The sequence below is a fragment of the Neorhizobium galegae genome, assembly GCF_017877135.1.
In the GTDB taxonomy this organism is placed as follows: Bacteria; Pseudomonadota; Alphaproteobacteria; order Rhizobiales; family Rhizobiaceae; genus Neorhizobium; species Neorhizobium galegae_A.
Window position 1 is genome coordinate 1 of sequence record NZ_JAGIPH010000008.1, and the last position, 15,873, is coordinate 15,873.

The 15,873-nt window shown below is 60.6% G+C and carries 13 protein-coding genes; 2 read left to right on the forward strand and 11 right to left on the reverse strand.

Annotated elements, in window-relative coordinates; translation table 11 throughout:
- The 6 genes from repC to J2858_RS19720 form a co-directional block, all read right to left on the reverse strand.
- Nucleotides 1-844, reverse strand: an 844-nt coding sequence (gene repC, locus J2858_RS19695) for a plasmid replication protein RepC (RefSeq protein ID WP_210106570.1), incomplete at its 3' end; no start/stop codon positions are given.
- Nucleotides 845-995: 151 nt separating this feature from the next.
- Nucleotides 996-1,967: a plasmid partitioning protein RepB gene (gene repB / locus J2858_RS19700; RefSeq protein WP_210106571.1), complete on the reverse strand. Its 972-nt coding sequence runs from the start codon at nt 1,965-1,967 to the stop codon at nt 996-998.
- Nucleotides 1,968-2,037: 70 nt separating this feature from the next.
- Nucleotides 2,038-3,249 (reverse strand): plasmid partitioning protein RepA, encoded by a 1,212-nt coding sequence (repA, locus tag J2858_RS19705; RefSeq protein ID WP_210106572.1) that lies wholly within the window; start codon nt 3,247-3,249, stop codon nt 2,038-2,040.
- A gap of 379 nt (nt 3,250-3,628) precedes the next feature.
- On the reverse strand, nt 3,629-6,715 hold the full coding sequence (locus J2858_RS19710) for an efflux RND transporter permease subunit (protein WP_210106573.1): 3,087 nt from the start codon (nt 6,713-6,715) through the stop codon (nt 3,629-3,631).
- A 10-nt stretch (nt 6,716-6,725) separates the two neighbouring features.
- Nucleotides 6,726-7,850 carry an efflux RND transporter periplasmic adaptor subunit gene (locus J2858_RS19715; RefSeq protein ID WP_210106574.1) on the reverse strand — a complete coding sequence of 375 codons (1,125 nt, stop codon included), beginning with the start codon at nt 7,848-7,850 and terminating at the stop codon, nt 6,726-6,728.
- A gap of 39 nt (nt 7,851-7,889) precedes the next feature.
- Nucleotides 7,890-9,443 carry an efflux transporter outer membrane subunit gene (locus J2858_RS19720; RefSeq protein ID WP_210106575.1) on the reverse strand — a complete coding sequence of 518 codons (1,554 nt, stop codon included), beginning with the start codon at nt 9,441-9,443 and terminating at the stop codon, nt 7,890-7,892.
- Nucleotides 9,444-9,557: 114 nt separating this feature from the next.
- Here J2858_RS19720 and J2858_RS19725 point away from each other — a divergent pair, with 114 nt between their 5' ends.
- Both J2858_RS19725 and J2858_RS19730 read left to right on the forward strand, forming a co-directional pair.
- A complete protein-coding gene (locus tag J2858_RS19725; protein ID WP_210106576.1) occupies nt 9,558-10,247 on the forward strand; it encodes a TetR/AcrR family transcriptional regulator in 690 nt (229 codons plus the stop codon).
- 146 nt (nt 10,248-10,393) lie between these two features.
- Nucleotides 10,394-10,660, forward strand: coding sequence for a WGR domain-containing protein (locus J2858_RS19730; protein ID WP_210106577.1), 267 nt, complete (start codon nt 10,394-10,396; stop codon nt 10,658-10,660).
- Nucleotides 10,661-10,692: 32 nt separating this feature from the next.
- On the opposite strand, the gene J2858_RS19735 is transcribed toward J2858_RS19730, so the two are convergent.
- From J2858_RS19735 to J2858_RS19755, 5 genes are read right to left on the reverse strand one after another with little or no spacing between them, the layout of a single operon-like run.
- A complete protein-coding gene (locus J2858_RS19735) occupies nt 10,693-11,652 on the reverse strand; it encodes a sugar kinase (protein ID WP_210106578.1) in 960 nt (319 codons plus the stop codon).
- Between the two features lie 2 nt (nt 11,653-11,654).
- Nucleotides 11,655-12,716 (reverse strand): ABC transporter ATP-binding protein, encoded by a 1,062-nt coding sequence (locus tag J2858_RS19740; protein WP_210106579.1) that lies wholly within the window; start codon nt 12,714-12,716, stop codon nt 11,655-11,657.
- 37 nt (nt 12,717-12,753) lie between these two features.
- A complete protein-coding gene (locus tag J2858_RS19745; RefSeq protein ID WP_210106580.1) occupies nt 12,754-13,575 on the reverse strand; it encodes a carbohydrate ABC transporter permease in 822 nt (273 codons plus the stop codon).
- The gene (locus tag J2858_RS19750) at nt 13,575-14,513 is read right to left on the reverse strand and encodes a carbohydrate ABC transporter permease (protein WP_210106581.1); all 939 of its coding nucleotides are present in this window, start codon (nt 14,511-14,513) and stop codon (nt 13,575-13,577) included. Before J2858_RS19750 ends, J2858_RS19745 begins: the two co-directional genes overlap by 1 nt.
- On the reverse strand, nt 14,513-15,844 hold the full coding sequence (locus tag J2858_RS19755; protein ID WP_210106582.1) for an ABC transporter substrate-binding protein: 1,332 nt from the start codon (nt 15,842-15,844) through the stop codon (nt 14,513-14,515). The genes J2858_RS19750 and J2858_RS19755 overlap by 1 nt, the downstream gene beginning before the upstream one ends.
- Nucleotides 15,845-15,873 lie beyond the last annotated feature (29 nt).

Here is a 15,873-nt window from a genome sequence, read left to right on the forward strand (position 1 = left end):
TTGGCGCCGAGATTTCGCCCTGCTTCTTTTCTGAAGCGGGTTCAAGTTCATTAAGGGATTCGGGTTTTGAATTCTGTATGTGATAGCCAGAATGGATGTCACTGGCGTCTGTTTTTTGTGTTTTTAGCTGAAGTTCCAGATGGTTGAGTACCTCCTCACGCAACAAAGCCATCTCGTCCAAGATTGTGGTGATGGTTTTGAGGTCGGCGCGGCGCGGCAGCCTAGATACAAGCGCTATATAATGGCTCTCGATCCGCTCCCAATTGCCGGCAGCGCCCTCCTCCATCGCTGCGGTGATGAGCTTGCGCACATCACGACGGCAGATGGTGAGTTCCTCTTTGGCGCGGCGCAAGCGCTGGCGTTCGGCGGCGATATTCTGGGCCAGGAGGGCGAGTTCCGCTGCGCGCACCATAAGCGGTGAAAGATCAAAACCGTAGGCCAGTTCGATCGCGCCATCCTTTGCGCGGTGAACGTAACGCTTGCCGTTCGGGCTATCGCGCCGCTGAATGAGGCCCGCATCGACCAGTGTTGCCAGATGACGTCGAAGCGTCGTGCCGGCAATGCCATGGGCGCGCACGGAAAGCTGCATGTTGGACGGGAAGACGACGAGATCCTGTTCGCCATCCAGTTCGTTCTGCGGATAAAAGCTCAGCAGGGCGTCCAGAACCGTCAGCGCTCGGTCGGGAAGACCCAGCCGTTCCCGCGCTTCGCAGGCATCCCGAAACACTTTCCACTTCTCAACCGGCCGCACCGGCCGTGTCTCTGCGGCCTGCATCTGCTCTTTCACCAGAGCAAGACGCACCGGCCGCCGCCCGAAGGGCGTCGTCACACTCTCTCTTTGCATCTTCTTTCACCTTCGATTGGCAAAAGAAATCCGCTCGCCGAAACGACGCCAAGACTCTTGACTATGATTCGTGGAAATGCGATTCTCAGAGTGCTTAGTTCAGAGAGAGGCTTCCACGGGCAACCGTTCGGGGGCCTTTTTCTTTTGTCGTTCAGTCTCCCTTGTTCGTTTCATCCAGAAACCGCTCATACAGAGCGTCGAGGTTTCGCGACAGAAAGTCGCCAAAACGCGTTGCGTTTCGCGCCTTCATCGACAGCGAAAATCCCTTGTTGTCGTTTTGCATCTCGATGACGACGCTTCCGTCCTCCGGCGCCCACTTGGCCTTGGTGGCAGGCGACGCCTTCTTCACCGCCCGCGACGACCGGTTCAAGCCGCTATGGATCGCCAGGAAGCGCTCGTCAGAGGCAAGTTCCGCAAAGTCATCCGCGGCCATGATCTGGTGCAGCCGCACAGCGTTCGACGCCTTGCCGACCAGCAGCGACAGCTCAACCCAGCGCTCCCGCCCAATCGACGGCGCATCGCCGATCGCCTGGATGATGTCGGCCGGGATACGCTGCGTCACCGACATCATCTTGGAAACGGCAGAGGCGTCGGCAGCAAGCGCTGCCATGATGACCTCGCGATCATAGCCGAGCGTCTCCAGGCGACTTGCAAACAGCGCGCGCTCGATGAACGTCAAATTGGCACGGGCGGAGTTTTCCTGGCCCTGCGCAATCACATGGGCCCGGTCATCGATGGACTTGACCACCGCTCTGACCTTGCGGCCCAGCTCACGGGCGGCCCTCAGGCGCCGGTGGCCGAAGACGACCTGGTACAGTCCTTCGCGCAGCGGATGCGGCCGCACCAAGATCGGCGTGTCCTGTCCGCGAAGCCTGATGGCGTCCACCAGATCGCGCACATCCTGATTGTCGCTGGCAAGGCGATCCTGCACGAAGGACGCCTCGACCAGGTCCGGCTCAATCTCCACGACCACTTCGCCTTCGAGATATTTGTCGGCCTGCTTTGCCAGTTCATCCAGCGAACGCACCAGCGATTTCCCCGCCCCGCGCATCGGATAGGACACGACGGCAGCCTGCTCCTCGTGAAGAGCCGTCAAGCCTTCGAGCAGGTTCTTTCTTGCCATCCTGTTGTCCCCTTTCATCTCTATCCCGCTGAATATTCTTCAGAAATTATCCATTTTGTCGCCCGACAAGTCATCGTCCCCAGGAGCGGTGGATGAGATCGGCGATCTCGCGGTTCACCGCATCCAGAGACTCGATCACCCGGTCATAGGTCGCCCGGTTCATGGAGGCACGCTCCACTTCATAAAGGGTCTGCTTGGTAATGCCGGCATCCGAAACCGCGGTCGATTTCACCATCTGGTTCTTCAGCATGAATTCGTGGAACATGGTCGACATGAAACCCACCATCTGCGCCTGGGGCACATCCGTCGGCTCATAGCGGGTAATCAGATACCGATACCAGGACAGGTTCACCTCGGCGCCGGCAGCCCGGATCGGCTTCAGGATGCCGCCGAGCATCAACAGGAACTGCCCCATCGACATCACGTCGAGCATCTGCGGATGAATGGTGATCAGGACGCTGGTTGCTGCGGTCAGTGCCGTGAGCGTCAGGTAGCCGAGCTGCGGGGGGCAATCGACGACGACGACGTCATAGGCGTCCTCGACCTGCGCAAGCGCGCGCGAAATGCGCGTAAAGAAGGTCTTGCCGTCATTGGACGTCTTGTCGGCCATCGCAAGCGGCGTATCGTATTCGTATTCCTGCAGATCCAGATTGGCCGGCACGATGTCGAGGCCGGGAAAATTGGTCGGCTTGATGATGTCCGCCAGAGGCTTCTTGTCGCCATCATAGCGGATCGCATCATAGATCGAAGCGACCTGGTCAAGCTCCGGCTGGAAGCCATGCAGCGACGACAACGAGGCCTGCGGATCGAGATCGACGGCCAGCACGCGATGGCCGGTCAGGGCAAGATGCTGGGCAAGATGGGCCGCCGTCGTGGTCTTGCCGGACCCGCCCTTGAAATTGACCACGGCCACGACCTGCAGTTTCTCGCCTTCGCGCCGGTGCGGCACGTACATGCGGCTTTCCGAGCGTCCGTGCTGATCGAGATAGCGCCGCAATTCCAGCATCTGCTCGGCCGTATAGGAACGGCGCCCTGACGACGAAGTCTGGGGCAAGGGCCCCTTGCCTTCCAGATGCAGCTTCTTCAATGTGCTCTGCGAGACGCCGACATAGCTTGCCACCTCGGCAAGCGTGAAGGGCCGCAGTGTCTTCTTGGCGTTCGGGGGAAACCGCTGAACGCTGAGCAGATGCAGCTTCTTCGAAATGAGATCGCCCTGTTCGAGGATCTGATCCTCGAAGTGCATGGCGCTCTCCTTTGGCAGGAAGCCTATATTAGCGTTCATGGACCCGATGCCCTGGATATAACGGTTTTGAGGCCTTTGTTGCCTCTTAAGCGTTATTATCTGCGATTCGGCAATTGGAACAAGGCGCTTACCGGCGATGGGGTGTTGATAGCGCCACAAGTTTTGCGCCGCCCCCCGGTGAATCGGCGTTTAAACGAACCTTACCAATGTGTTGACGGGATTTAGAAAATCGCGCCTTGGCGCGCTCTATCCACTGTCTGATTGAAGCAAGGACGGCAAAATCGCCTGCGTCGAGGGAAATGGGGCTCCCAAATGCTCTCATTTGCCCCGACTCACCCGTTGCCGATTCTGCGGATAACGGATCGGCGCGGCGCGCAGATGGCCCCCGAACATTTCTGTCCGGAGGCCATTGGCATCCTCAGGAAGGCTCGGGCACGGCGGCGGGCATTGTCTCCAGTTCGGTGCTGGCGACACCGCCCTTGGCAATCAGCACATAGGCTGCCGGCACGACGAAGAGCGTAAACAGCGTGCCGATGGACAGGCCCGAAGCAATGACGAGGCCCATGTTGAAGCGCGACGCAGCACCGGCGCCGGACGCCGTGATCAGTGGAATGACGCCGAGCACCATGGCAGCGGTGGTCATCAGGATCGGACGCAGGCGGATTTCAGCCGCTTCGACAATGGCCTGCCGCTTCGACTTGCCGGCATTGCGATGCTCGTTGGCCACTTCCACCATCAGGATGCCGTGCTTGCTGACGAGACCCATCAAGGTGACCAGCCCCACTTGCGTGTAGATGTTGACGCTGGCGCCACCGAGGCCAAGGCTGATGAAGATCAGCGCACCGGCAAGCGACATCGGCACTGAGACGAGGATCACGATCGGATCGCGGAAGCTGTTGAACAGGGCAGCCAGCGACAGGAAGATAATGACCAGCGCGAAGGCGAAGGTCGTGACGAAGCCGCCGCCTTCCTGCTCCAGCTGTCGCGACTGGCCGCCGTAATCCACCGAATAGCCGGGCGGCAGGGTGTCGGCCGCCAGTTGCTTCAACGTCTGCAGCGCATCGCCCATGGCCACGCCCGGCATGGCCACGCCGGAAATGGTGGCGGAGTTGACCTGCTGGAAGTGATTGTAGGACTGCGGCGAGACCTTGGTCTCGATATGGGCGATGGTCGAGAGCGGGATGCTGCTGCCGTCGCTTGCCTTGATATAATAGTTCAACACATCCTTGGCGTTGAGGCGGGACATCTGCTGAACCTGCGGGATCACCTTGTAGGACCGGCCGTCGAGGCTGAAATAACCCGTGTAGCCGCCGCCCAGCATGGTGGCGAGCGAGCTGCCGACATCCGACATGCTCAGACCAAGCTCGGATGCCTTCTCGCGGTCGAACACGACACGCGATTCCGGCTGGTCGAACTTCAGGTCATTGTCGAGAAAGATGAACTTGCCGGTCTTCAAAGCGGCCGCGATGAAGGCGCCGGAGACATCATTCAACTGCGGGAAATCGTTGGTGGTGGTCAGCACGAACTGGATCGGCAGGCCGTTGCTGCCGGGAAGCGGCGAGGTCTGGAAGGCGACGGTGCGCACGCCGCTGATCTGGTTGAACTCCTGCTGCACCTGTGGCTGCAGCACCTTGGTGGTCTTTTCCCGCTGATCCCACGGCTTCAGCACCCAGCCGAGAATGGACTGGCCCGGCGCATCGATCTGGAAGACCAGATTGGTTTCCGGTTTCGGCTTCAGCACGTCATAAACCTGCTGCGAGTAGAACTGCCTCTGCTTCAGCGTCGAGGTCGGGGATGCCGTGGTCAGGCCCAGAATAACGCCCTGGTCTTCTTCCGGCGCAAGCTCGCTGGTGGAGGAGGCATAGAGCCAGTAGATGCTGCCGAGCACGATGAGCGCAAAGACGACCACCACCGACAGCGTGTTCAACGTGCCCTCCAGCGCCCGGCGATAGCCGCGGCTCAACCTCTCCATGAAATGGTCGATGGCATGAACGATGCGCGCTTCCATCGTCGTGCCGTGCTTGGGAATAGGCTTCAGCAGGTTGGCGCAGGTCATCGGTGACAGCGTCAACGCAATAACGGCAGAGACGGTGACGGCACCGGCAAGCGTAAAGGCAAATTCGGTAAAGAGGGCGCCGGTGAGCCCACCCTGGAAGCCGACCGGGACGTAAACGGCAATCAGCACCACCGTCATGGCGATGATCGGGCTTGCCAGATCCCGGGCCGCCTGGAGCGCCGCATTGAAGGGCGACATCCCTTCTTCCATATGCCGGTTGACCCCTTCGACGACGATGATCGCATCATCGACCACCAGGCCGATGGCCAGAACCAGTGCCAGCAGCGTCAGAAGGTTGATCGAAAAGCCCATCAGCAGCATCAGGCCGAATGTCCCGATGAGCGACAGCGGAATGGCAACGATGGGAATGAGAACCGACCGCCAGGATCCGAGGAAGGCAAAGACCACGATGGTGACGATCACGCCCGCTTCGAGAAGCGTGTGGATCACCTCATCGATCGAGCTGTTGACGAAGGCGGTGGAGTCGTAAATCACCGTGCCCGTCAGACCGGCCGGCAGCTGCGCCTGAATATCGGGCAGCACCGCTTTCACGCCATTGATCACATCGAGAAGGTTGGCGGTCGGTGCAACCTGGATGCCGACATAGATGGCCGACTGGCCGTTGAAACTCGTGACGCTGTCGTAATCGTCGCTTCCGAGGGTAACATTGGCGACATCCTTCAGGCGGATGATGGCACTGTTGGTCTGCTTGACGACGAGGTTCTTGTACTCGTCGAGCGAATGCAGGTTGGTCGAGGAGGAAAGATTGACCTGAACGAGCTGCCCCTTGGTCGTGCCAAGACCGGAGATGTAGTCGTTGCTGGTCAGTGCCGTGGACACTTCGGAAGCACTGAGCCCATAGGCGGCGAGTTTCACCGGATCGATCCAGGCGCGCAGCGCAAACTTCTTGGCACCGAGCAGTTCGGCCGTCTGGACACCCTTCACCGATTGCAGCTTCGGCTGCACCACACGGGTCAGATAGTCGGTCACCTGGTTGGGCGCCAGCACATCGCTCTTGAAGCCGATATACATGGAATCGATGGTCTGCCCGACAGACAGCGTCAGCACCGGCTGCTGCGCATTGGCCGGCAGCTGGTTGATCACCGAATTGACCTTGGTGTTGATTTCCGTCAGCGCCTTGCCGGAATCATAGTTGAGGCGAAGGTTGACGGTAATCGTGCTCGTGCCGGTCTTGCTGGTCGACGTCATGTAGTCGATGCCGTTGGCCTGCGCGATGGCATTTTCCAGCGGTGTCGTGATGAAGCCAGCAATGATGTCGGCGTCGGCGCCCGAATAGGTGGTCGTCACCGTCACGGTGGCGTTCTGGGTGCGGGGATATTGCAGGATGGAAAGCGACGTCATCGACTTCAGGCCGAGGACGAGAATAAGCGCGCTCACCACCAGCGCCAGAACGGGCCGGCGCACGAAGATATCCGTGAAGCTTTTCATGGGAGCTGTCCTATTGATCCGTGATCGCAGGCGCGTCTTGGGCTGGCGGTACGTGGCTGTTGTCGACCTTGACGGGCGTTCCGTTTCGAAGCTTGATCTGCCCCGCGATGACCACGCTATCGCCCGGCTGCACGCCATCGACGACCGCGACATTGTCACCGCGCACACTGCCGGTTTTCACAAAAACCTGGCGGACGACATCCTGCGGCTGATCGCTCTTGCTCTTGTCGCCGACGATGAAGACGCTGTCGCCATAAGGGTTGTAGACGATGGAGGTTTGCGGCAGCGTGACAAGCTGCTGCAGCGAGCCCACGGCAATGGCAACACGGCTGAACATGCCGGGCAGAAGCGCGCCATCGGAATTCTGGATGGTGGCGCGAACAAGCACGTTGCGCGTCGTGGTGTCCACCTTCGGATTGATCGCCGAGATCTCGCCCTTGAAGACGCGGCCCGGATAGACGTCGACCGAGGTGTTGACCTCCTGGCCCACCTTCAGCTGGCTAAGCGCCTGCTGCGGCAGGTAGACGTCGACGTAGAGCGGGTCGAGCGACTGGAGGGTAACGACCGTGGTGCCGGCCGTCAGATACTGGCCAAGATCGACCGAGCGGATGCCGAGACGTCCGCCGAAGGGCGCCGTCAGCGTCTTCTGCGCCACCACGGCCTTCTGCTGGTCGACCAGCGCCTGGGCGTTGCGCACATTGGCCGTATCGCTGTCGACGGTGGCCTGGCTGACGGCCTTGATCAGCTGCTGCGCCTTGTCGCGCTGCAGGGTGATGACATAGTTATCCAGCGTTGCCTGAAGCGAGGCAAGCTTTGCAACGTCTTCCTCTGCCGCCAACTGCAGAAGCGTCTGCCCCGCGGTCACGGTATCGCCGGACTTGAAGCTGATATTCTTGACGATACCGGACACTTCCAGTGCCAGATCGGCACCATTGGCAGCCTTCAGCGTGCCGACGGCATCGAGTTCGTCCTGCCAGTCGGTGCGGGCGGCAATCGCGGTCGAGACGGTCTGCGGCGGATTGCTCATGCTCGCCATGACCTGCTTGATGATGCCGGACTTGAAGTTCTGGAACCAGTAGAGCCCGCCAAAGACAGCGCCGGTGGCAAGCAGCATGATCACCATTCGCTTGATCATCGCGTTTGGACCTTCTTGTTCTAAAATACTGTTGAACGATTATCGGGAGGAGATCTGGTCCGGCCCGGCAAACCGGCCCGGCTTGACGCGGGGTTGCGACTGCTCGGTCTCGTCCTGCCGGTTCCACCAGCCTCCACCCAGCGACTGGTAGAGCGCCACGGTATCGGTGTAGCGGGTGGCCTGGGCCTTCACGCGAGAGATCACCGCGTTCTGGTAGGTCTGCTGCGCGCTGGAGACGGTCGGATAATCGACGGCACCGGTCTTGTACTGTTCTTCGGCCATGGTGAGGCTTGCCTTGGCTGCCTTTTCCGCCTCCGTCTGGGCCTGCAGAGCGTTGGCGTCGTACTGGATCGCCCGCAAGCTGTTGGCGACATCCTGGAAGGCGGTGATGACCGTGCTCTTGTACTTGGCAAGATCCTGCTCGAAGGTCGCAACACTCGCTTCCTTTGTGTGGAACAGCGATCCACCATCAAGCAGCTTCTGGGTGACGGAGCCCGCGACACTCCAGGCAATCGAATTGGCCGAGAAGAGATCGGACGGTGTCGCAGCGCTCGACCCATAGCTGCCGCTGAGGCTGATCTGCGGCAGCATATTGGCAATCGAAACGCCAACGCTTGCGGTGGCTTCATGCAATGTGGCTTCCGCCGCCCGGATATCCGGCCGCTGGCGCACGAGCGCCGAGGGCAGGCTGACCGGAAGCGCCTGCGGCAGATGCAGATCGGCAAGCTTGATGCTTTCGCCGCGATCCTGGCTTGGCAGGCGGCCGAGATAGGCCATCAGTTCGTTGCGGGTCTGGGCACGCTGCTTCTGCAGCGAGGGCAGCGTCGCCTCCGTCTGGGCAAGCGTCGATTGCTGCGACAGAACGTCGGAGGCGGGCACGGCGCCGAGGTTGAACTGTTGCTGGATACGCTCCAGCTGTTCCCGCTGGAGCCGGACGATATCCTGGGTGGCTTCAATCTGTGAACTGAGCGAGGCATCGGTGAGCGCGGACGTCACGACATTGGCGGTAAGCGCCAGATAGGTCGCCTCCAGTTCAAAGCGCTGGTATTCCGCAGCCGCCCATTTGGCCTCGACCTGCCGGCGCGTGCCGCCAAAGACATCCAGCGCATAGGACACATCGACCGAAGCATTGTGCAGGGTATAGAGGGAGGCAGAGGCGTTGCCGCTGGCGGCCGTGCGTTCTCGCGTCGAAGACGCGCTGGCACTCACCTGGGGAAACAGCCCGCCTTGTTCAGCAAGTGCTGTTTCACGCGCCGCCCTTAGCGCGTATTGTGCTGCCGCGACATCGGGATGGTTGCGAACGGCCTCTTCCACAAAAGCGTTCAGCTGCTTTGACTTGAACAGTGTCCACCAGGCCGGGTTCACATCGGTTCCCACCGCGAAACGCTGCGACTGCCCGCCGGCGGCGGACGTCTGGCTGGTTTTGCCGAGATTGTCACGGGTATAGCCGGTAACGTCAGGCGCATAGGGTACGTAAAAATCGGGTCCGACTGTGCAACCGGAAAGGGCCAGAAGGGTTGAAACGGCAATGATGCGATGCGGAACCCACGCAAAGTGTGGGCTTGGCAGGGAAAGGACCGGGGGCTTGACCATGTGCTGCAACCAAATTGAACCGAACCGTTCAGTTCATTTGCGTCAGATTGCAGGCCCATATATCAAAGTCAAGAGTGAACCGAACCGTTCAGTTCGAACGGAAAGAAAGCAAGCATGAAAGCCGTCGCGGACAAGCAGGCCGAAGAGGCCGAAATCTCACCGAAAATCGGGAAAAAAAAGAATGCGAAAGTGCGCCTTATTCTACAGGCTGCGCGATCAAGTTTTCTCGATCAAGGCTATGATCTGACCAGCATGGACATGATTGCCCAGACGGCCGGCGTCTCGAAGGCGACCGTCTATGCGCATTTCGAGAGCAAGGAAGTCCTGCTTTACGGCCTCATGGCGGAGGAGTTCGAGACCCACAGGCCACCGCCCCTTTGGGACAGGGACCAGCCGGTGACGGATATCGAAGCCGCTTTGCGCGCCATCGCGCGACGGTTCACCGCGATCTTTCTCAGCGACAAGAAACTCGCCTTCCATCGCCTCATCATGACCAATGCCTCGCGCTTTCCAGCCATTACCGAGATCTTCATGAATGGCGGCCCAAGGCGGGAACAGGCGGAATTGCGCGCCTTCTTCGAAAAGGCCATTTCGGATGGATATTTCCGCATCGACAATATCGATCTTGCGGTGAAGCAGTTTTCGAGCCTCGTGAAGGCCGACCTGCCGTTGAACTGGGCATTGTCGATAAAGCCGCCATCGCAGGCCGAGTATGATGCCCTGATCGAAGCCGGTGTTGCCGTCTTTCTGGCCGCCTATGGCACCGGCCTTCGGCATCACAAGGAAGAGCCGGCACGGTTGTAAAACCGGGCACGGGATCGTGGCGTCGGCGGGCTCAGCCCGCAAAGCGTCGTCCGTCTGCAGAATACGTCACCTTTATGAATCGGTGAGGCGCAATCGATTCATAAGTCTCGTTGGACGTTACCGGCAGGATGTCCGACTCTTTCGGCATGAGCACACAAACCTACAGTCTTTACGTCGAACGACGGGACGGTGCCCGAAACATGGCACGTTACTACGCGCTGGATATCACCACGACCCTGTTTGGCGACATCTGTCTGATCCGGACCTGGGGGCGCATCGGAAAGAGGGGGCAGTCCAGGCACCACCATTTCGTAAGGGAAGAGGACGCCGTGGACCTGTTTCTCGATCTGGCCCGCCGAAAACGTGCACGGGGCTATCACCTGCCCCCTGGCGCAGAAGCGGCACGCGGTTGAGCCGCCGCAGGCCGTCAGGCCTGAGCACCCGCCTAGGCCCGCTCCTGCGCCTGCAGAAGCGCATTTGCCTCCAGACGACTCGGCGCGCCCAGGCGTCCGCCGAAAACGGTGCATTTGAGGGCAGCAGCGGCGGAAGAGAGGCGAATGGCTTTGCGGGAGGCCATGCCCTCGGCAATAGCAAGCGCAAACGTACCGTGGAAAATGTCGCCCGCCGCCAGCGTATCGACAGCCGTGATCGGAAATGCCGGTTCAAAGGCGATACCGGACACACCGGGTTCTGCCCAGTAACAGCCGGCCGGACCCGCCGTCACGGCGATGAAGGTTTGTGGGTACCGCGCCTGCAGCAGAGAGACCATGGTGGCAACATCTGCAGCTCCGGTCAGGCTTTTTGCGGCCGGCTCCGAAAAGACGATATGCGTTGCAGCCGGCGCCAGCTTCTCCAGCGTTTCCACTGGTGCAACGTCGCCGTCCAGAATGGCGGGCTTGCCCAGGTGGCGCGCCATGGTCAGCACATCGAGCGCCATGGCCGGCCAGCGCACGTCCACGAGCACCGCGTCGAAGGCGGCAAGGTCCTTTTCGGTGCAGGAACGTTTCGTTGCGTGCAGCTTCTGATCGTAAAAGGGCACGATCAGCCGTTCACCCGCCGCATCAACGAGGATCGTCGACAAGGCCGAGCGGGCGCCATCGACAACCGTCATGCCATCGGTGTCGATGCCGCTCTCGGCAAGCTCCCGCACAATGCGGTGACCTGTCTCGTCATTGCCGACCGCACCCCAGAGGCTCGCGCGACCGCCCATGCAGACCACGGCATAAGCGGCACTCGCCGCCATGCCTTCGGCAATCTGCTCCATGGCATAGGGCAGAACCTTGCCCTCGCCACGCGGCATCTCGTGCACTCGAAACAGCGTATCGAGCACGGCCGCGCCGACGCACAGCACGCGACCGGGCGGCTGGACCGCCCGGATGCCGACCGGCTCCACACCCTTCGTCATGATCAGAGACGCCTGCCGGTTTCTGCATCGAACAAATGCATGCTGTCCGGATCGATGGCTATCTGGATGGTATCGCCAAACCGCACGTCGAGCCTTTCGCGAAACAGGCAGGCGATCTCATCGCCGCGGCAGGCAAGCTTGGCATAGATTTCCGAGCCGGTGCCTTCGACCAGTTCCACCCGGCCCTCGATGCCGCCGGACGTCACCGCCCGGATATGTTCCGGCCGGATCCCGCAGACGAGCTCGCGACCGCCGAGCGTTGCAGGGTTTGCCGCAGCCGGCAGCGGCAATGTCAGACCGTTCAGCGTGCGGAACACGCCCTCCTCCACCCGGCCATGGATGAAATTCATCGCAGGCGAGCCGATGAAGCCGGCGACGAAGAGATTTGCTGGGCGATCGTAAAGGTCAAGCGGCGCCCCCACCTGTTCGATAACCCCGTCATGCAGCACCACGATCTTGTCGGCCATGGTCATGGCTTCCACCTGGTCATGGGTGACATAGATGGTGGTGGTGCCGATCCGCTGGTGCAGCGCCTTGATCTCGCCGCGCATCTGCACGCGAAGCTTGGCGTCAAGGTTGGACAGCGGCTCATCGAACAGGAAAACCTGGGGATCGCGCACCAATGCGCGGCCCATGGCGACACGCTGGCGCTGACCGCCCGAAAGCTGGCGCGGATAGCGGTCCATCAGGCTTTCAAGGCCGAGAATGGAGGCGGCGCGATCGACCTTGACCTTGGTTTCCTCGGCGCTGACCTTCTTCAGCTTCAGCGCAAAGCCCATATTGTCCTTGACGGTCATGTGCGGATAAAGCGCGTAGTTCTGAAAAACCATGGCGATATCGCGGTCACGCGCCGGCAGGTTGCTGACCTCCCGCGCACCGATGCGGATTTCGCCGTCGGTCAGTTCCTCAAGCCCTGCAATCATCCGCAGCAGCGTGGATTTACCGCAGCCCGACGGACCGACCAGGGCGACGAACTCGCCATCCTTGATGTCGATGTCGATGCCATGAATGACGTTGACTGCGCCAAAGCGCTTCTGGACGTTCGAAATATTGACTGGTGCCATTGTGATGATCCCGTAATGAGCCCTGTCGGGCTATGTGTCAGCCGCCCTTGACGGCGCCGGCGGTGAGCCCCGCGACAATCTGTTTCTGCGCAAACATGGTGAGCAAGAGCACCGGCAGCGTGACGATCAAAGCCGCCGCCGCAAGCGGTCCCCAGCTGACCTGTTCGAAGGACAGCATGTTGTAGACGGCAACCGGAAGCGTGCGCGTTTCGCGGCTGGCCAGCACGATGCCGAAGACAAAGTTGTTCCAGGAGAAGATCACCGCCAGGATGAAGGATACGACGATGCCGGGCTTGGCAATCGGCAGCGCCACGAGGCGAAACACCTGCCAGGACGAGGCGCCATCGATGCTGGCGGCTTCCTCCAGTTCCTTCGGCGTCGTCTCGAAATAGCCGATCATGATCCACACCACGATCGGAACCGTGACGACGAGATGGATGATGATCTGCGGCCAGAGCGTGCCGAGCATGTTCAGCCATTGGAACAGCAGGAACAGCGGAATGAGGAAGGAAAGGCCGGGCGTCATGCGGGCGATCATGATGATCACCGCCGATTTTTCGGCCTTCAGCCGGGCGATGCCGTAGCCGGCCGGAACGCCGATCACCAGCGCCAGAAGCGTGGCAGCACCGGTCACCAGGATCGAATTCCAGAAATAGAGGAAGAAATTGTTCTCCTCGAAAACCTTCACATAGTTCGACCAGGCAAACCGTTCCGGAATAAAGATCGGCGGATAGGCACCGTTGTCGATCTCGTATTTGAGCGACAGCGAGATCATCCAGAGAAAGAACAGGATGACCGGCGAAATCATCACGAGCGACACGAAGAACAAGCCGATCCGGTTAAGGGTCTTGCGTTTCATCAGCGTTCCTCCATCTCGGACCAGTTGGCCCTCTGGCGCACCATCAACAGCACGAAGGAAAGCGCGATGATGGCGATGAAGAAGACGACGGCCATGGCTGAGCCGTAACCGATGTCGTAATAGGCAAAGGACGTGTTGTAGAGGTAGATATTGATCGTCTCGGAAGCCGTCCCGGGCCCGCCTTGTGTCATCGCATAGATGATGTCGAAGCTTTTCACCGCATCGATGGAGCGGATGATCACCGCGATCATCAGGAAGGGCGCGATCATCGGCATGGTGAGATAGCGGAATTTCTGCCAGGCATTGGCGCCGTCGATCTCGGCGCTCTCGTAAGGCTCACGCGGCACGGCGGCGAGCCCCCCGAGAACGATCAGCATGACGAGCGGCGTCCACTGCCAGGTTTCCACCAGCACCAGCGAGGGGATCACGGTCGACTGGTTGTAGATCCATTCGAGCGGGCCGATGCCGATGAAGGAAAGCAGGTAGTTGAGGACGCCGAGCTGGGGATGAAACATCATCGTCCAGACAAGGGCGATGGCAACCGGCGTTGCCATCATCGGCATGACGAACACGCCGCGCAGGAAGCCGCGCATGGGAAACTCGGCATCGAACACCAGGGCTGCAAGCGTTCCCAGAAACAGCGGCGCCACCACGGACAACACGGTGTAGATCAGCGTGTGCCAGAGAGATTCCCAGAAGCGCCCATCGCCTGCCAGCCGGATATAGTTTTCCAGCCCGATGAAGCTCTGCTCCTGGCCGAGCGTCCAGCGATGCGCGCTCATCCACAGGGTAAAGACCCAGGGGAAGACGATCACGGCCGAAATGACGACCAGGGCCGGAATGACGAACGGCCAGTAGTTGGGAGCAAGCCGCGCGGGCTTGCTCCTCTTGGCGCCGCGCGTGCCGGCCGATGTGTTTTCCATGCTCACGGAGACCATTATCCCTCGCTTCGCGCCAGAACAGGTGCGAACTGTTCCGTCGCCTTCTTCAGTTCTGCCGCCGGATCGGCACCGCCGATCATGTTGGTGAGACCAACGCCGTAGGTGTCGCGGAATTCCGTCACCGGAATGATCACCGGCAGCGCCAGCTGCGACACCTTGCCGGAGCCCACGACGGCATCGAGCCAGGCCGCCGGCATTTTCACGCCCTCGCGCACCTTCTGGTCTTCCAGGATCGACTGGCGGAAGGGAACGCCGGCACCGGCCTGCAGCAGGCGGGCGCCCATGTCATGCGAGATCGCCCACTGGCAGAACAGATAGGCGGCTTCCTTCTTGGCGCTGGCTTCCACAACGCCGAGGCCATCGCCGAACGTGCCGGCCGCCTGGACGGCAGGCCCCTTCGGCATCACGCCATAGCCGACCTTGCCGACGACGCGTGATTTTTCCGGATTCTCGATCGGTGGCGCGAAACCGACGCCATCAAACCACATGCCGATCTTACCCTGCAGGAAGGCCGATTGCGCTTCTGCCCAGTTGAAGCCGGAGACGCCGGGAGGGGCAGCCTTCGTCATCAGGCGCTGGTAGAGCTTGGCGGCCTCCACGGCCTCCTTGCTGTCCGTTGACAGTTTCCCGTCGGCGCCGATCGGCTTTGCGCCGTATCCGAGCATCAACGAAGTCCAGACCGGCGTATTGGCATTTTTCAGGCCGCGGGCGACGAAACCATAGGTATTGGTCGATGGGTCGGTGATCTTTTCCGCCGCCGTGACCATCTCCTCGAAGGTCTGCGGGTATTTGAGGCCCTTGGCGTCAAACAGTTCCTTGTTCCAGTAGACGATCCAGTAATCCACCGAGAAGGGAAGCGAGCGCAGCACACCGGCTTGATCCTTGGCAAACTGCATCCCGGCTTCGGCAAAATCACTTTCGACGAGCGACGGATCGGTCAGCGAGGGATCCTTGAGGAAGCCACTGATATCGGCCAGCCACTTACCCTTTTCGAACTGGCGCTTCTGCACGTGGTAGCTCAGATGCACGACATCGAAGCTCGGCTTGCCGGACGACAGCTCGATCACCACCTTCTGGCGCTGCTGCTGCTCGGGAGTTGCCTCCGCGTTGACCTTGATGCCGGTCAGCGCCTCGAATTCGGGCAGATACTTGATCAGCGTCTCGCTGCGCGGGCTCTTGACCAGATTGACTTCCAGCGTGGTGCCGGCGTGCTTCTTCCAGTTGACGGCCGCCGATGCCGGGCGGATGCCCAGAAGGGCGCTGCCGCCGATGGCCGTGGTGCCGGCCAGGAACCCACGGCGCGTGGGGTTGAGCCATGAATGCGTCATTCGTTTCTCCTCCTTTGAACCGGGATCTC